General features: G+C 73.6%; 11 protein-coding genes. 2 read left to right on the top strand and 9 right to left on the bottom strand.

Annotated features, from left to right (window positions below; genetic code table 11):
- Positions 1-311 precede the first annotated feature (311 nt).
- Positions 312-923 carry a hypothetical protein gene (locus LP52_RS00055; protein WP_040269628.1) on the bottom strand — a complete coding sequence of 204 codons (612 nt, stop codon included), beginning with the start codon at positions 921-923 and terminating at the stop codon, positions 312-314.
- Between LP52_RS00055 and LP52_RS00050 the strand changes: the two genes are divergently transcribed.
- A complete protein-coding gene (locus LP52_RS00050) occupies positions 922-1,899 on the top strand; it encodes a glycoside hydrolase family 26 protein (protein ID WP_052809247.1) in 978 nt (325 codons plus the stop codon). The genes LP52_RS00055 and LP52_RS00050 overlap by 2 nt on opposite strands.
- A 212-nt stretch (positions 1,900-2,111) precedes the next feature.
- Here LP52_RS00050 and LP52_RS00045 read toward each other — a convergent pair whose 3' ends face one another.
- The 8 genes from LP52_RS00045 to mfd form a co-directional block, all read right to left on the bottom strand.
- Entirely contained in the window at positions 2,112-3,650 is a 1,539-nt protein-coding gene (locus LP52_RS00045) for a glycosyltransferase (RefSeq protein ID WP_084722751.1), read from the bottom strand.
- On the bottom strand, positions 3,647-4,105 hold the full coding sequence (locus tag LP52_RS00040) for a glycosyltransferase family 28 protein (RefSeq protein ID WP_040269627.1): 459 nt from the start codon (positions 4,103-4,105) through the stop codon (positions 3,647-3,649). Before LP52_RS00040 ends, LP52_RS00045 begins: the two co-directional genes overlap by 4 nt.
- A gap of 90 nt (positions 4,106-4,195) precedes the next feature.
- On the bottom strand, positions 4,196-5,782 hold the full coding sequence (locus LP52_RS00035) for a lipopolysaccharide biosynthesis protein (protein WP_238580663.1): 1,587 nt from the start codon (positions 5,780-5,782) through the stop codon (positions 4,196-4,198).
- Positions 5,770-6,645: a sulfotransferase family protein gene (locus LP52_RS00030; RefSeq protein ID WP_040269625.1), complete on the bottom strand. Its 876-nt coding sequence runs from the start codon at positions 6,643-6,645 to the stop codon at positions 5,770-5,772. The genes LP52_RS00035 and LP52_RS00030 overlap by 13 nt, the downstream gene beginning before the upstream one ends.
- Before the next feature lie 60 nt (positions 6,646-6,705).
- Positions 6,706-7,935: a phosphotransferase gene (locus tag LP52_RS00025; RefSeq protein ID WP_040269735.1), complete on the bottom strand. Its 1,230-nt coding sequence runs from the start codon at positions 7,933-7,935 to the stop codon at positions 6,706-6,708.
- On the bottom strand, positions 7,932-9,437 hold the full coding sequence (locus LP52_RS00020) for a ligase (protein WP_238580662.1): 1,506 nt from the start codon (positions 9,435-9,437) through the stop codon (positions 7,932-7,934). Before LP52_RS00020 ends, LP52_RS00025 begins: the two co-directional genes overlap by 4 nt.
- Positions 9,437-11,101 (bottom strand): Wzz/FepE/Etk N-terminal domain-containing protein, encoded by a 1,665-nt coding sequence (locus LP52_RS00015; RefSeq protein WP_052809245.1) that lies wholly within the window; start codon positions 11,099-11,101, stop codon positions 9,437-9,439. Before LP52_RS00015 ends, LP52_RS00020 begins: the two co-directional genes overlap by 1 nt.
- 565 nt (positions 11,102-11,666) lie before the next feature.
- Positions 11,667-15,338 (bottom strand): transcription-repair coupling factor, encoded by a 3,672-nt coding sequence (gene mfd, locus LP52_RS00010; protein ID WP_040269624.1) that lies wholly within the window; start codon positions 15,336-15,338, stop codon positions 11,667-11,669.
- 731 nt (positions 15,339-16,069) lie between these two features.
- Between mfd and cysC the strand changes: the two genes are divergently transcribed.
- Complete coding sequence (gene cysC / locus LP52_RS00005) at positions 16,070-17,644, top strand: adenylyl-sulfate kinase (RefSeq protein ID WP_040269623.1); 1,575 nt, start codon at positions 16,070-16,072, stop codon at positions 17,642-17,644.
- The last annotated feature ends 65 nt before the right edge of the window (positions 17,645-17,709 follow it).

The following is a 17,709-nucleotide window of genomic DNA, read 5'->3' as shown; positions in this document are numbered from 1 at the left end:
GGTCGGATCCGGCCTCGGTGTCAGACGCCGGCGGCGGACCGTGCCGCCGCGCGCGTTCCCAGCCGACGGCGGTGTCGGACTTTTCCGGGATGCGGCACGCCGAGGGGTTGCGCCTGCATGTGCCGATGCGTATTCATATGGTAGCTCTGTGTTATGGGAGAATCACGGAGAGTCGAAGGTGCCGAGCGGAGCTGCCGCGGCGTCCGGCGGGCGCTGGGAGTCTGCACTCCCACACGCTGCGGCGGCGCAGCGCTCGCTGTGACGATCGCGGTCGCGGCGTGCGCGCCGCCCGGAGCCATCACCACCACCGCCTACCCCACCGACGAGGCGGGGCCCGCGACCGGCCACGGCTCCCCGGCGCCGAGCGGCGCCGTCTGGGACACCCCGCCGACGGGGACCGCGGGTGCCGTACGCCCCTCGGCTGCGGGCGCCTCCGGTGCCGCGCCGACGACAGGGCCCCGGCCCGACGCCGCCGCGCAGCCGAGCGGTCCGCCCGGCGCCTCGGGATCGCCCTCCGCCCCTTCCTCGTCGGCGAGTGCGCCGCAGCCCTCTGCCGGAACCCCGTCACCCGACGCGGGCACCGGGCACACGGCACCGGCGCCGTCCTCCCCGTCGGCCTCCGCGTCGGCGCCGTCAGTGCCGTCCGCGCCCTCGCCGTCTGCGTCGGCGCCGCAGCCCTCCGCCGGAACTTCCGCCTCGCCTGATGCGGGGGAGCCGTCAGGGCCCGATCCCGCTCCCGCGCCCTCGCCTTCGGGAGAGGCGCCTGCGGGCAGCCCCGATCCGGCCCCGCCGACCACCGGTTTCCCCTCCCACTCCGCGAGCGAGGCACCGGAGGAGTCCGCCCAGCCGTCGCCGGACCTTCCCGGGCCCACCCCCGCGCCGCCCGCGCCGCCCTCAGACGAGTGCACCGTCACCGCGATCATGGAGCCGACATGCGGCGTGTGGTGGGGAGCGAGTCCGCACCGGGGCAACGTCGAGCCGCTGGAGGCCGCAGCCGACCGCCCGCTGGACATCGTCTACACCTGGCACGGCGTCGACCAGCATCGCGTGCCCACGGACAGGGAACGCACGCTTGCCGAGGAGGGGCGCTTCGTCCACGTCAACATCGAGGCCAAGCGGTTCAACGTCCAGGGCCATCCGGCGCAGAGCTACAGCGACATCATCGCCGGCCGCTTCGACGACTCGCTGCGCGGCCAGGCGCGCCGCATCGCCGACCTGGGCCTGCCGTTCTTCGTCACCTTCGACCACGAGGCCGACGCCGGGAAGCGCTACAACACCCGCGGCACGCCTGAGGAGTTCGTCCGCGCCTGGCGGCACATCGTCGACCTCTACCGCGACAGTGGCGCCGACAACGCCGTCTTCGTGTGGAACGTGACCGGCTGGCCGGCCAACCTCGACCGGCTGCCCGGCCTGTGGCCGGGAAACGACTACGTCGACTGGATCAGCTGGGAGGCCTACAACATGACCGGGTGTGAGCTTCAGCCGAGGTGGGACCACGTCGACACCTTCGAGGAGGCGCTGCGTCCGGCCTATGAGTGGATCCAGAACGAAGGGCCCGAACACGGCATCGACCCCGACAAGCCGGTGATGATCGGCGAGATGGGAACGGTGCCGATTCCGGGCGCCCCTGAGGCCACCAGGGAGTGGTACTCCGACATCCCCGAAGCGCTTCAGAAGTACGAGCGCATCCGCGCAGTCAAGCTCTGGGACGGGATCACCGCGCCCACCTGCGACTTCCGCGTCCTGGAGAACCGCCACGCCACCGACGGCTACCTGCGGGCCTCCGGCGACCGCTACGTCAACGTGCCCCATCAGGTCCGCGACGCCGTGGACGAGGCCATGGAACTGGCCGACAAGGCCCGCAAAGTGAATACGCGGGGAGTATCGCGGAGCCGCTGAGAGGCCGGCTCAGGTCGGGCACCCTCCGCGTGGGGCCGTGCCCCGAGAGGCTGCGGCGACGGGGGCCGCGCAGCGAGCCGCGTTGCCGCCGAGGGCGGTGCAGAGTGCGGAAAAAGGGGCGTCGCGGCCTTCGGGTGACGGCCCCGGGGCGCTTCCCGAGGATTCCTCGGATTCCTTCCGCACGGTGGAGCGGTGCCCCCATGCGGCGGTTGCTAGATCCCGCGGCCGCGCCTGTGCAGGGCCCGCAGCACCGCCGCGGCGGGCAGTCCGCAGGCCACGGCGGCGGCGAGGTAGGCGCGCGGTTCGGTCCAGCGGGCGCGCAGCGCCGCCGTGCACCATTCCAGAGCGGCGCCGCGCCGGCCCGCCGCGGCCTCGGCGAAGGCGATCTGCCCTGCGACTCGGGCGTAGCCGCGCGGGACCAGCCGGAACTCCGGATAGGCGGTGAGCAGCCAGCGCAAGGCGGTGGCGATCGTCTGCCACCGGCCGCCGAAGTAGGAGCGCCGGTGCCACAGCACCCGCACGAGCGGCTCGCCCACGTTGCGGATCGGGGCGCGCCGGGCCAGCCGCAGCAGCAGTTCGTAGTCCTCGCCGTAGCCGCCCGGGATCTCCTCGTCGACGGATCCGCACCCGTCGAGGAGAGCGCTGCGCCGCAGCAGGAACGTCGAGGGGTGCAGCTCGGTCAACCGTGAGCGCAGCAGGTCGGCGAAGTCCACAGTGGAGCGCTGCAGTACCCGGTCGGACGTGGCGCCGTCGTAGGCGATGCGAATACCGCAGCACACCAGCTCGGTCGCGGGTTCGGCGCACAGCACCGCGGCCTGGGCGCGCAGTTTTCCGGGCAGCCAGAGATCGTCGTCGTCGCAGAAGGCGACCAGTTCGGTTTCGGCGGCCAGGATGCCGGTGTTGCGGGCACCGGCCAGTCCCGGCGCCGCGGTGTTGGCCAGCACCCGCACCGGCCGTCTGCCGTCGTCGCGCTCCAGCGAGCGGTCGGGGTCTGTGCCGTCGAAGACCACGAGGGTGCGCACGGTGCCGGGGTAGTCCTGAGCGCGGATGTGCTCCAGGGTCCGGCGCAGCAGGTCGGGGCGGTCGCGGGTGGGTACGACCGCGGTGATCTCCGGCCAGTGCGCGTCCTCGCGCGCCCGCGGCAGCGGGCGGTCGGGCCGGGCTTCGCGGGTGCCGATGAGCAGGTCGATGAGGCGGCCTGCGCGGTGGGCGGCGGTGGCGGTGCCGGCGCCGGAGGGGGCCGGCAGGCGGAAGTCCCGGGGCTGGGCCAGGGCCTTGTCGAGGGTGGTGCGGAACTGCTGGTAGCTGGAGCAGGAGCGCACCAGCCCCGCCTCGTCGAGGCGGCTCACGAAACACAGCTGATGGTCGTCGACGTGCTCGTGCAGTTCGGGGTCGCGGGCGACGGCGACGGGCAGGTGCCCGGCCTCGCGCGCCTCGGCGATGGTGGCGGGCCCGCCGTGGGTGACCACGGCCGCGGCCCTGCCCATGGCCGCGCCGAGACCGCCGGGCTCGAAGTAGGCGGTGCCCTCGGCGGCGGACGGCGCGGCCGAGGCGCCGTGTTGCACCAGGACCCGCACATCGGGCCTGTCGAGCGCGTAACCGTCGGCCCAGTCGATGAGCCGGGTGAAGGCGTGGTGGTCGGTGCCCACGGCGACCAGCACCAGCGGGCGCTCCGCGGCGGCCGGGGCCGTATCCGGCTCCTGCGCGGCACCGGCGGGTCCGTCGCCGCGCTGCGGGGCGTCGCCGGTCACAGCAGCGGTCCAACGGTGACGGCGTGGGGCAGGAACGCGCGCTGCTCCTCCCACTGGGTGAGGTGCAGCCGGGTGAAGGGCCGGCACAGCCGGGTGGTCAGGGGCGGGGCGTCGATGCGGTCGTAGACCTCGATGTAGACGGTGGGGATGCGCAGCAGCCAGGCCAGCGCGAAGAACGGCAGGGCGACGCCGGCGCCGGTGGAGACCACGGCAGCGGGGCGGGTACGGGCCAGCGTGCGTACCGCGAGCACCGTGTTGCGCAGCAGGTTGCCCGCATGGCGGGTGGTGGGGTGGTGCGCCGAGCGGACGTCCTCGCCGTCGAGGAGCTGCAGTGCGTCGGCGGTGGGGAAGGTGACCCAGATCCTGCGGTGTCGGATCCACCACGGCCGCAGCGACCAGAGCTGGGCGAGGTGGCCGCCGCTGGACGCGACGAAGAGTAGCGGCGAGGTCGTCATGGCACCATCCTTTCACAGCAGAAAGTAATTAACTTGTTGCTGAAAGTGATGTCGCGGGACGGTGGCGGCTGCTCCCCGTTCGAACGGGGGTCAGCCGGCGGCGCCGCTTCGAGCGGCGCCGCGCCGCAGCAGCAGGTCCAGCTCCAGCGGCCCGCGCAGGCGCCACAGCGTCGCGGCGAACCCCGCCGATCCGGCGGCCAGCGCGGCGGCCAGCGACCCCGGTCCCGTTCCCAGCACCGCAGCGGACAGTGCCGGGATGCCGCCGAACCACACCAGGCAGCTCCCTGCGGCCATCGCCCACCGCCGGTCGAAGGGGTGCAGCCCGTGCGAGCGTGCCAGTTGGGCCAGTGGCAGCCCCTTGCGTACAGCGATGGCGCCCGCCCACGCGGCCGCCGCGCCGCTCGCCCCGGCGATCGGTACCAGCAGCAGGCACAGCGCGACATCGGCGGCCAGAGCCAGCAGGTTGTTGGCCAGATTCGTCCGGGTGCGGCCGGTCATGGTCAGCACCAGGTCGCCCATGCCCAGGGCGGCGGCGAGCAACTGGGCCAGGCAGACCACGGCGAGCACGCGGGCGCCTGAGGCGTAGTGCGGACCGAACAGCTCCATCAGCAGTGGCGCGTAGACGATCGCGGGCAGGAACAGCGGCCAGGTCAGGCAGATCAGCCACGCGGTGCCCGCGCGGAACAGGTTGTTGGCGCCGCGGCGGTCGTCGGCCTCCAGCAGTTCGGCCAGCCGCGGCTCCGCCGCGAACTGCAGCGCCTGACCGGCGAACTGGCCCACCACCGGGAAGCGCGAGGCCGCGGTGAACACCGCCGCCTCCGCCGTGCCGCCCAGCGCGGCCGCGAACACGATTCCGCACCGCTGAATGCCCAGCTGCGCGATGTCGGAGACCGAGCGGGGAAGGGAGAACGCCCAGAACGCACGCGGCGAGACGCCGGCATCGGCTCCCGAACCGCCGGAGCGGGCCGGCCCCGGCGAGTCGGGAGGAGCCGGGGGAGGCGCGGGCTCGGTCGGCGCCGAGCGCCGGTGCGCGCCGAGGACGCGGCGCATCCACCACCACGCGAGCACCGCTGCCGGCAGGTAGGGGCCCGCCCACGCCACCGCCAGCAGTCCGGCCGACCCGGTCGCCGCGGCGGCGCCGACGAGTGCAAGCTGGCTCAGCGGGCGGCCGAGCCTGTCCAGCAGCACCCCCGCCCGCATCACGTGGTAGGCCCGCGTGGCCGCGAGCGCGGCGTCGGTGATCACCGCGAAGGGCAGGAAGGCGGCCAGCAGCCGCAGGTAGGTCTCGGCGGCCGGAGCGCCGATGAGCCCTGCCAGGTCGTCGGCGAGCACGGCGAGCACGGCCGCGGCCCCCAGCGACGCCGCCACCGCCGGGACCAGGGCGATGCGCAGCACCCGCGTGGCCGCGTGCCCGGCGCCGCGCGCCCGCAACCGGGACAGGAAGTAGACCAGCCCGCTGGGAGTGCCCAGGTTGGCCACGGCCGAAGCGATCAGGAACACCGAGGTGGCGGCGAACAGCGATCCCGCCGCATCCGGGGAGAATCCGCGGGTGACCGTGACGACGAGGCCCAGGTTCAGCACCGCACCGGCCGCGGCGCCGCCCATGTTCAGCGCGCCGCCGCGGGCGACCCGGCCCAGACCCTCCCGGGCGTGGGCGGCGGTGCTCACTCCCGCCACACCGGCGTCCGCCCCCACCAGGCGGCGAGGTCGCGGTCGGGATCGGCGAAACGGTCGGCCAGCCGGGCGTGCAGCCGCTCGGGCATCCCCTGGCGGGGGCGCGCGTTGTGCCGGCTGAACCGGATGCGTTCACAGTGGGCGATGCCCAGGAAGTCCTCGACGCCGGCGAACACGCGCTCGGGGTCGGCGAAGAAGGCCTCGCTCTCGACGACGTGCATGCGGTGCCGCCCCAGATGCCACTCCAGCCGCCGCAGCTGCTCGGCGTAGCGGCCACGCGCCAGGTAGGCGTGGTGCTGGTGGGAGTGCGAGTGGGCCGCCGGGTCGCGGCGCAACCGCTCCTCCTCGCCGCGCAGCCGTTCGGGCTCCAGCTCCAGCGCGCGCTCGAACGGTTCGGTCTCGAAGCCGCGCGCAAGCTCGTGGCTGTGGGCGGAGTAGGCGCGCTCGACCGGGTCGCGCAGCATCACCACCACCTTCACGCCCGGCAGGTCGCGGGCCAGCCGCTCGGCCGCCAGCGGGTGGAAGAGGTAGTAGGGGCTGGACTCGCCCACCTCGATGCGCGGGCGCCCGCTGCCGGGCCGCACCAGAGCACGTAGGGGGAAGTGCCCGCGGTACCAGTCCAGCCCGCGGTGGTAGCCGGTGTCGAAGTAGTGCACCCCTTTGCGCAGAGGTGGGCCCGCGACCTGGGGGTGCTGCGCCAGCGACCGGAACAGCGACGTCGTGCCGCACCGTTGTGCGCCGGCCACGACGAACGTGGGCAGCGTGCGGGCGCCGCGCGTGGCCTGGCCGAGCGCGGAGTGCACCGAGCGCACCGAATGCTTGACCGGCTCGGGCAGAGGCAGCCGGCGGGCGTTGGCGTTGGGCATCGTGGACCTTCCGTGGGACTTCCCCGGCCGCGGCTCGGGGCGGCGTCAGGGGCGGCGGCTCTATCCGGCGTCGTGGATCTCGCGTGCGGCGCGGTCCCGCAGGCCGGCCAGCGCAGGCAGCAGCCAGTCGTCCACCGCGGCCAGGCTTGCGCCCGCCTCGGCCTGCCGGTCGTGCAGGTAGCGCGTGGCCAGGTCGATCAGGTACAGGGCCATGACCGTCGCCGCCGCGCCCGGAGCGAGGCCCGCCGCGGCGACAAGCGGATCGCGCAGCAGCCGCGCCCCGGTGTCCAGCCAGCGGTGCACACCGGGGTGCACGCCGTTCTGCACGCACTCGTTGAGCTCGTAGTGCAACGCGTCGAAGCCGACGGGCACCCCGAAGTCGAGCCGCTCCCAATCCCACACGAACGCGCGCCGCGGAGTGGCCGCGATGTTCCACCGGGTCAGATCGCCGTGCCAGGCGCCGAACGGCAGGCGGGCGTCGGGCAGCCGGTCCAGGCACGCGCGCAGCGGTGTGGTCTCGGGGCGCTCGCCCAGCGCCGCGATCCGCTCGGCCAGCGCCGCGCGGTAGGGGCTCTGTGAAAGCGGCTGCACCCGAACGGGTTCCACGGCGCTGATCTGCACGACGCAGCGCAGCAGTTGGCGCGGCGTGGGCAGGTGGGTCTGGGCGCCCACCGGCAGTGCGTCCTGAACCAGCAGCGGACGGCCGTTCCACTCGCCCTCGTGCAGCAGCCGCGGCACGGTGATCTCGGGCAGACGCGCCTGCGCCAGCCGCTCCAGCGCGCGGGTCTCGGCGCGCACCAGGCGCGAGGTCAGCTCGTTGACCCCGATCTTGGCGTAACCCACGGTGCGTCCCGCGGGGGTCAGCAGCAGCAGGACGGGTTTGCGGTTGGCTCGCGGAGGGCCCACGTGGACCGCGATGACCACGCGGCGGTCCAGCGCCGCCGACAGTTCGTGCTCGATGGTGTGGCCGGGCCCGACATGCAGCCGGTCACGCAGCAGGAGCGGCGCCAGCCCGCTGGCGAAGGCCGTCGTGAGCGCTGCCGCGCGCAGCCGCTCCCGCACCGAGTGGCGCTGGGCGAAGGCGGCCACGGCGCGGGCCGCGGCGTAGCGGTCGGCCACCGGCAGAATCACCCGCGGATCGTGAGCCGAGGGCACCGGCAGGTACGCGCGGGTGCCGCCGTCCTTCGCCGACCCGCCGGGGACCGTCCCCGGCTCGCCGCGCCCCAGCAGGCCGCCGCAGGGCCACAGCACCTCGGCCAGGCCGGTCAGATAAGTCGTCTCGCCGTTCACCCCGTACCCCCCGGCACGGCTCCGGCGCCGCGGGCCTCGGCCGCGCGCCGCCACAGCAGGGCGACGGCGATCATCGTGACGGCCAGGGGCGCCGCGAGCGCGACGTAGAAGAACATGTACCAGAACAGCAGCAGGATCGACAGCAGCGCCGCCGAGCCCGGTACCGACGTCTCGTGCCGGTAGCGCCACAGCGCCTGGGCGAAGAAGGCGAGGAACAGCGCGGTGCCGACCCACCCGTTGGCCACCAGGAGCAGCCAGAACTGCCCGTTGTTGCCGATGGTGTGGTTGCCGCAGTCGGGGCATTCGGGCGAGGAGCCGATCGCGATCGACTGCGAGCTGCCCGCCATGTCCCGAGTGGTCCCCCAGCCGAGCACCGGCGAGGCGTTGGCGGCCTCCACGGCGGCGAGGCTGGTGGCGGCGCGGCCGCCGTCGCTGTGCGGGTTGTCGAGTCGCTCGCGGACCACGTCCGTCAGCGGGGACAGCAGCACGGCCAGCAACGCGGCGCAGGCGGCGGCGCTCACCGCCGCGACCGCGGCCGAGCGGCCCCGCCGCAGCAGCTGGACCAGCACGAAACCGAGGGACAGCACCAGTCCCGCCCACACCGCGCGGTTCAGCGAGTAGACGACGGGGGCGGCCGCCATCGCGATCGCCCCGCCCGCGATCCAGGCGCGCACCACGTCGGCGCGGGAGCGCCGCGCCGCGCCCGTCGCCGCTCCGGCCGGTTCCCGCGTCGGCATCCAGCCCGCCACCAGCCACACCAGCAGCAGCGAGAGCATGTTGCCCCAGGTGTTGGTGTACTCCCACGGCGCCTTGGGGCGCGCGGAGTCGTAGCCCAGCACCTCCATGACCTGGGCGGCGGCGGGATGGATGAGGTCTTGGACGTAAGGATCGGCGGCCAGTCCGGCGGGAAGCAGCAGCTCCACCGGCGAGGTGAACTCGAAGCGCGGTGCCGCCAGCCCCAGCCATCCGCCGGCGACGGTCGCCAGGCACAGCCACCCCAGCGCGCGCGCCACGGCCAGGTCACTCAGCTCTCGGCGGCTCAGGTTGCCGATGTAGAGCAGCAGGACGGTCAGCGCGAGGTACCCGGCCAGCCGCGCCAGCGCCCCGACCGGACCGCCGCTTCCGGGCAGGGTGCCCGGAAGCGTGGCGCCGATGAGGGTGAGACCGGCCGTGCACCACAGCAGGAACAGGGCCCACAGACCGAACCCCGGCGGCAGCCGGAGACCGCCGGACCTGTGGCGCCGCACGAGCCCGACGGCCATCGGCACGGCGAACACGACGAACGCGAACCGGCCCAGCCCCAGCGCCCACCACAGCGGGTATCCGGCCAGCAGCCACAGCACCGGCCAGCCGGGGGAGAACAGGCGGTGGAGCAGCGGCGCGGGTACGGGACCGCCCCGAACGAGCGGTGCCGGTGCGGAACCCGCGGTGGCGGTCCCCGCGCCGCCGGTCGGCGGGCGTCTGCCGCCGGGGCCGGGGGAAGGGGCCTCGGACGTCGGCATCAGCGCTTCAGTGCGAGGTCGGTGCCGTCATGGGCGTCGGCGCCGCCGACCCCGGTCTGCTCCTGCGGGGACTGCGCGGCTGCCTCCTCTTCGGCCGCCTCCGGCTCTGCGGACGCAATGGAATCCGGTTCCGCGGCCTCCTCGCGGTGCCGGGAGGCCGCACGCTCCGCCCGCTCGCTCCGCCCGCGGAGCAGGAGCCGCTTGCGGACCCCGGCGGGGGCGGCGACCGTTCCGGGAACGGTGGCGTCCACGGCGGCGAAGGCGGCCAGCGCCGAGGCCAGGTCCTCGATGCGGGTCGCACCCAGCTCGATCACGGGAACGACGGCATCGGCACCGCGGGCCAGCGCGCAGGCGTCGGCGCGCTCGCCGGTGGGTGCCGTCGCGACGACGACGTAGTCGGCCTGTGTGCGCAGCCGGTCGAGCAGCCCGGACATGGCCGGGCGCTGCAACATGTCCGCGGCGTCGGCGCCGCCGTAGTCGAGGATGCGCAGCCCGGGCGCGGAGGCGGTGCGCCGCTCCAGCTCGGCGGGATCGGCTCCGCCGAGCAGCGCGTCGGCCAGCCCGGCACCGTCGGCCGCGCCGGCGGAGGCCGGGTCGGCGCGGACCAGCAGCACGTCGGCGCCCACGCGAGCCAGGGCGGCGGCGAGCACAGTGGCCGCGGTTGCGGACGCCCCGCCGCGGGAGACGCCCGGTACGAGTACGACGGCACCGGAACGGCGCTGGGCGCCGAGGTCCCCGATACCGGACACCAGACTCAGCGCGGCCCGGTTGGCCTGCTGCGCCTCCCGCGCCGGCTCGGCGCCGTCGGCGCTCTCCGAGCGCTGCGTGCGCAGCAGCACCGGAACGCCGGCGGCGCGCTCGGCGTCGCGCACGGTGTGCAGACGGCGGTCGCGCCGGTCCGCGCCGAAGGCCGCCGTGAGCCCGGCGGCCAGACCCAGCACGCCTCCGGCGGCCAGCCACAGCACGGGTACGGGCGAGGTCGCCTCCTCCGGCGTGGTGGCCGGGGTGATGATCCGTGCGGGCACGACCGAGGACCGCAAGGCGGTGAGCGGGTGGATCTCCTTGTTCAGTTCGGCGATCTCGTCCTGCACAGCGGCGATGCGCCCTTGCCGGAGCGCACCGTCGCCGTCCTCGTCGGGGATCCGGTCCAGCTCGGTGTAGCGGGCGTCGACCTCGTCCCGCAGGGAGGAGAGGATGTCGCCGACCTGCCGGTCGATCTGGTCCTCCCGGTACTCGAGGTAGGCGTCGGCGAACGCGGCCGAGGCCCGGCGGGCCGACCGCCGGTCGGAACCCGGGTAGGAGATCTGCAGCACGCTGCTGTTGGGTGGCACGGTGACCTCGACCCTGCGCCGCAGTTCGGCGGGGTCGGCGCCGGAACCGAGCCGCTCCGCGGCCGCCGCCGAGACCTCGGCCGACCGCACGATCTGCGCCTCGGTGTCGAGATTGACGTCTCCGACGGTCCGCCCGGACTGCTCGCCGGTGATCTCGGGGACGCCGGTGGGGCGCACGTGGACCGCCGTCGTGGAGGTGTAGGTCGGCGGTACCACCAGCAGCGCGAGCGCGGCCAGCACCAGCCCGGCGGCGGCACACGCGGCCACCACCCGCCACCGGCGGCGCACAGTGGCCGCCACGTCAGTGAGGTCTCCTCCGGCGGATGTGTCCATACCGGCTGATCCTTTCCCCGGATACCACTTTCGGTACTGCAACAAACACTAAGAGTAGTTGTTTTACGGTCACGCACAGGTGATCCACACGCAAGATCGGGCCGTTGGAGCGTGTCGGTCGGAAGCCGGTGGGGTGGTGGGCGCGCGAAGGGGCGGCGAGGGCGGTCGTCCGGGTCGGCGTTGATCGGTTCGGTCGGCGTCAGGCGAGGTATCCCACGGGGCGGCGAGGGCGGCGGAAGGCCGGTGTCGGTGCGGTCGGCGGATGGCGGGCCGCCCTGGCGGGGGCACGGCCTACTCCTCGCGCGCCAACCGGGCCCACCTGCGCCGACGCGAGATCACGGCGACGACCGCTTTCCCCCGTTGATCTTGTACCTACGGTCACATGTGATCGCTCACAATGACCGTAGGTACAAGATCAACGCTGATGCGTAGAGCCGAGACCGGGTCGCCGCCGCCACGCCGGGCGCGTGACCAACCGCGAGCAGGACCGATGAGCGGCCGCCCCCGGCCGCCCGCCGTCGTCGCTGTCGCCCGCCGTCCCCGCAGGGACGTCAGCCACCACTCGTCAGCCCGAAGCCGGTGCCGGTGCCTCTTTCTTCCCGGGCTCGAACACGGCTTCCACGAGTTCGCGGCACCATGTCAGCAGCTCCAGGTCGCGCAGCTGGCGGCCGCCGATGCCGCCGGCCTTGGGTGCAGGGACCAGGAGGGTCTGGGCGGGTTCCTTGTAGACGGCCTTGGGGTGCAGCCGCTTCAGCCGCAGGCGCTGGGACTCGCGCAGCTCGACCGGGGCGAAGCGGATCTGGTTTCCCTGAAGCACGACGTCGGAGAGACCGGCGCTCTTGGCCAGTACGCGGAACCGCGCGACCTGCAGGAGGTTGTCCACCGGCTCGGGCGGCGGGCCGTAGCGGTCGACCAGCTCCTCGCGGGCCGCGGCGATGTCCTCTTCGCCGCCCACGCCGGCGATGCGCTTGTAGGCCTGAAGCCGCAGCCGCTCGCCGGGCACGTAGTCGTGCGGGATGTGGGCGTCGATGGGCAGCTCGACCCTGGTCTCGGTCTCGTCCTCGCTCGCGTTCGGGTCGCCCTTGAGCTCGCGCACGGCCTCGCCGACCATGCGCACGTACAGGTCGAACCCGACCCCGGCGATGCTGCCGGACTGTTCGGCCCCCAGGATGTTGCCCGCGCCGCGGATCTCCAGGTCCTTCATCGCCACGTACATGCCGGCGCCGGTCTCCGTGTGCTGGGCGACGGTGGCCAGCCGCTCGTGGGCGGTCTCGCTCAGCGGCCGCTCCGGCGGGTACAGGAAGTAGGCGTAGGCCCGCTCGCGCCCGCGCCCGACGCGGCCGCGCAGCTGGTGCAGCTGGGCCAGGCCGTAGGTGTCGGCGCGGTCGACGATCAGCGTGTTGGCGTTGGGCACGTCCAGCCCCGACTCCACGATCGTCGTGGAGACCAGGACGTCGTAGTTCTTCTCCCAGAAGTCGATCATCACCCGTTCGAGCTGCTGCTCGTTCATCTGCCCGTGGGCATAGGCGATCCGTGCCTCGGGCACCAGCTGGCTGAGCGACGACGCGACCTTGTCGATCGAGGCCACCCGGTTGTGCACGAAGAACACCTGGCCTTCGCGCATCAGCTCGCGCCGGATGGCCGCGGCGATCTGCTTCTCCTCGTAGGCCCCGACGAAGGTGAGCACGGGGTGCCGTTCCTCAGGCGGGGTGAGGATCGTGGTCATCTCGCGGATGCCGGTGACACCCATCTCCAACGTGCGCGGGATGGGCGTGGCCGACATCGCCAGCACGTCGACCTGGGTGCGCAGCCGCTTCAGGGTCTCCTTGTGCTCGACGCCGAAGCGCTGCTCCTCGTCGATGATGATCAGACCCAGATTCTTCATCTTGGTCTCGCTGGACAGCAGCCGGTGCGTGCCGATCACCACGTCGATCGCGCCCGTGCGCAGTCCCTCGCGGGTGGCCTCGACCTCGCCGTCGGTCTGGAAGCGCGACATGGCCCGCACCGTCACCGGGAACGAGGCGTAGCGCTCGGTGAAAGTCGACATGTGCTGCTGGACCAGCAGCGTGGTGGGCACCAGCACCGCGACCTGCTTGCCGTCCTGCACCGCCTTGAACGCGGCGCGCACCGCGACTTCGGTCTTGCCGTAGCCGACGTCGCCGCAGATGAGCCGGTCCATCGGCACCGGCTTCTCCATGTCCCGCTTGACCTCCTCGATCGCGGCGAGCTGATCGGGGGTCTCGACGTAGGGGAAGGCGTCCTCCAGCTCGCCCTGCCAAGGGGTGTCGGGTCCGAAGGCGTGGCCGGGGGAGGCCTGGCGGGCGCTGTAGAGGCGGATGAGGTCGCCGGCGATCTCGCGAACGGCCTTGCGCGCACGGCTCTTGGTCTTGGACCAGTCGGCGCCGCCCATCTTGGACAGAGTGGGTGCTTCGCCGCCGACGTAGCGGGTGACCTCGTCGAGCTGGTCGGTGGGGACGAACAGCCGGTCGCCGGGCTGGCCGCGCTTGCTGGCGGCGTACTCGATGACCAGGTAGTCGCGAGTGGCGCCCTGGATGCTGCGGCTGACCATCTCGATGAAGCGGCCCACGCCGTGCTGCTCGTGGACGACGTAGTCGCCGGACTTGAGCTGCAGCGGGTCGACGGTGCCGCGGCGCCGGCTGGGCATGCGCCGCATGTCGCGGGTGGAGGACCGCTGGCCGACGAGGTCGGTCTCGGTCAGCACCACCAGGCGCACCGAGCGCCACACGAACCCGTGCTCGATCATGCCGGTGGCCACGGTGGCCACGGCCCGTTCGGGCGCGGTGTCGATCTCCGAGCGCAGCTGGGCCCCCAGCCCGGCGTCGTGCAGCATGGACACGAGCCGCTCGGCGGGCCCGTGCCCGGGTGTCAGCAGCACGACGCTCCAGCTGTCGTGAAGCCACGACTTCACATCGGCAAGCGCCCGCTCGGTGTCGCCGCGGTAGGTGTCGGCGGCCACCGCGCCCAGCTCCAGGCCGGCGTCGTCAGCGCGGCCGTCCTCATCGTCGGCCGTGCCTTCCGCGGGCTCCGCGACGCCGCCGGAGTCGAACGGCGAAATCGACCACCAGGGCAGGCTCAGCGCATCGGCGTCGGAGCGGATCTCGGCGATGGACTTGTAGACGGAGCCGCCCAGGTCGATGGGCGCCTCGCCGCCGGAGGCGGCGTTGATCCAGGAGGCGTCGAGGAACTCCCTGCTGGTGGCCTCCAGCTCCAGGGAGCGGCTGCGGATGCGCTCGGGGTCGCAACCGACGATGTGGGCGCCCTGGGGGAGGTAGTCGAACAGCAGTTCCATGTGGTCGGCCAGCACGGAGGCGAAGGCCTCCATGCCCTCGACCGTCACGCCGTCGGCGAGCTTCTCCAGAACCTCGGCGACCGCCGGGTAACGGCCGGACAGCTCGCGGGCGCGCTCGCGCACCTGGGGCGTCAGCAGCAGCTCGCGGCACGGCGGAGCGAACAGCCCGGACTCGGCCTCGGCCTGGGTGCCCTCGCCGAGCGAGCGCTGGTCGGCGACCTGGAAGTAGCGGATCTCCTCGACCTGGTCGCCCCAGAACTCCAGGCGCAGCGGGTGCTCCTCGGTGGGCGGGAACACGTCCAGGATCCCGCCGCGCACGGCGATGTCGCCGCGCTTCTCGACCAGGTCGGTGCGCGCGTAGCCGGCGTCGACCAGCGACTGGACCAGTTCCTCCAGGCCCACCTCGTCGCCTTGGCGTACCCGCACGGGCTTGAGGTCGCCCAGTCCGGCCACCAGCGGCTGCAGGACGCTGCGTACCGGTGCCACTACGACGCGCAGCGGAGCGGTAAGCGGGTCGGACGGGTCGGGGTGGGCAAGGCGGCGCAGCACCGCCAGCCGCTGGCCGACCGTGTCGGAACGGGGCGAGAGGCGCTCGTGCGGCAGGGTCTCCCACGCCGGGAAGTTGGCGACCGAGTTCTCCGGCAGCAGCGAGCCCAGCGCCTCGGTGAGGTCGCCTGCCTCGCGCTCCGTGGCGGTGATGGCCAGCACCGGGCGCTCGGCGCCCACGGGGGCGTCGGCGGCCAGCGCCGCGATCACGAACGGGCGCAGCGACGCCGGCGCGACGAGATCGAGGCGCGGGTCCCGGCCGGTGCGGGCGGTCTCGACCGCCCGGCTGAGCGCCGGGTCATCGGAGACGACGGAAAGGAGCCCGGCAAGCGGGCGCTGTGCGTCACCGTTGTGGGCGGTGGACGATTGGGAGGGCGTCATATCACCAGAGAGAAGACTGTGACAGGGATTCGGCCGTGCTGCGCTCCGCGGCGCGCGATCGGGAGAGCGGGTGCCCGGTACGTGCGGCTGCCGGGTGCGGTGCACCGGATGCACGCCGTGGCGGATCGGTGCCCGGCCCTCGGAGGGGCGACGGGCTCCCCGCACGCAAGCCTACGCCGCCCGGCTGTCGCGGGTGCACGGAGTGGCGTATCCAGGATGTGTCCCAGGTCATGTCCCTCCTTCTCGCCCGCGCGGGGCCGCAGTAGGCGTGCGCCGCCCAGGTGGGGCGGCGGAGCGATCGGAGTCGGGATCGGGTGCGCCGGGCCGACGGCCGCGAGGCGCACATGTCCTCAGGCCCGGAAGCGCCGGGCGTCGAGAGACGCCGCGACCGGAACCGGCCCGATGCCCTGGTGCGACGCAGACGGGTCACACCGGGACGACATGGATGGAAAATGCAGTGGTCACCAGTGGTAACGCCTGACCGGCCCGGGGTGTTCCATGCGCGTGACGTCTCCGGCTGCGGTGGGCGACGCCGATGTGGTGGGTGACGTTCGGGGTGGTGGGTGGTGCGGAGCGCTTGGTGTGGGTGGTGGTGGGTGACGTTTGGGGTGGTGGGTGGTGCGGAGCGCTTCGAGTGGGTGGTGGTGGGTGACGGGCGGGAGTGCCGCCGCCTGATCACCCGAATACGCTGTTGCGCAGAAGCGGATGCGGAGACGATCAGGGAGGCCGGGTTGAGCGACAGCAGTGACCGCAACGAGGACGAGGCGGCGGCACAGGTGTTCACGCCCGATCCGGTGAGCCTGGCCCACCTGGAGCTGATCCTCAACGGAGCTTACCCGCTGACCGGGTTCATGACCCGTGAGGAGGTCGCCTCGGTGGCCAAGGACGGCCGCATGCCCGACGGGGGGGCATGGCCGGTACCGGTCACCCTGCCGGTGCCCGACGAGCTCGCCGACGCCGAACGCCTGACACTGACCGACCCCGAGGGCGCCCCGTTGGCGGAGTTGCGAGTCGGCCAGCGCTGGTGGTCCGGCGCCGAGGGTGTGGAAGGGCAGGGCGACGGCGACGACGCGCCCGGCCACCGGCTGGCCGGCGAGGTGCGCTTCGCCCAGCCGCCCGTCTACGGTGCCCTGCGCCATCTGCGCGATTCACCCGAGCAGGTCCGCGGCCAGCGTGAACTCGCCGGGGACGGCGGGGTTCCGGTGCTGGCCGTGGTCACCGACCGCCCGCTGCACCACCGCGAACTGCACCAGATCCGCGCCGCCGCCGAGGAGCTGGGCGGTGACGACCGCGCGGAGGTTCTGGTGATCATCGACGCCCCGCTGGAGAGCGCGGGCATGGCGCCGGTCGTGCTGGCCGCCGAACCGCTGCTGCCCGCTCCCGCCCGCTTCGTCGTGGCGACGCTGCCCCGCGCATCCGCCGAGGGCGCGGCCACGCTCTCCGCCGAGCGCCGAGAGCTGCTGCGTGCCCACGTCGCAGCCGCCTTCGGCGCCACGCGCCTGCTGGCTCTCGACGGCTCCGGCCCCGCTGTTCCCGCGGCCGACGACGCGCCGGTGGCGGTGGTGCGCGCGCCGGAGTGGGCCTACGACACGGCGCAAGCCCAGTGGCGCCCGGCCGGCGAGGTGGCGCCCGAGGCCGCCGCGGAACTGCCGGACGAGGCGGAGGTCGAGGAGATGCTGGCGCTGGGCCGCGGCCTTCCCGCATGGTTCACCCCCGCCCGGGTGGCCGCTGAGCTGGCGCGCATCCGCCCACCGCGCACCGAGCGCGGGCTCACCGTGTTCTTCACCGGGCTCTCGGGCTCGGGCAAGTCCACGATCGCCCGCGGGGTGGCCGAGGGCATCCGCAAGTCGGGCCGAACACTGACCCTGCTCGACGGCGACGTCGTACGCCGCATGCTCTCGGCGGGACTGACCTTCTCGCGCGCCGATCGCGACCTCAACGTGCGGCGGATCGGCTACGTGGCGGCCGAGATCGCCCGCCACGGCGGCGTCGCCGTCTGTGCGCCCATCGCGCCTTACGCCGCCACGCGTGCCGAGGTGCGGGCGATGGTGGAGGAGGTGGGCGACTTCTTCCTGGTGCATGTGGCCACCCCGCTGGAAGTGTGCGAGGCGCGCGACCGCAAGGGCCTCTACGCCAAGGCCCGGGCGGGCGAGATCCCCGAGTTCACCGGGATCTCCGACCCCTACGAAGAACCCGAGGACGCCGAGCTGGTGCTCGACACCGAGGGCCGCACCATCGGGGAGTCGGTCGCCGAGGCACTCGACGCCCTGCGCGCAGGCGGGTGGCTGCCGACCGAGTCGGCCTGAGGATCGGGAATTCCGCTCGGCGGGATACGCGGCGCGGAGCGCCACCGGTGGGGTGGTGGCGGGAG

This window comes from Streptomonospora alba (genome assembly GCF_000826685.1).
GTDB classification, from domain to species: Bacteria; Actinomycetota; Actinomycetes; order Streptosporangiales; family Streptosporangiaceae; genus Streptomonospora; species Streptomonospora alba.
This window is presented reverse-complemented; position numbering and strand designations above follow the sequence as displayed.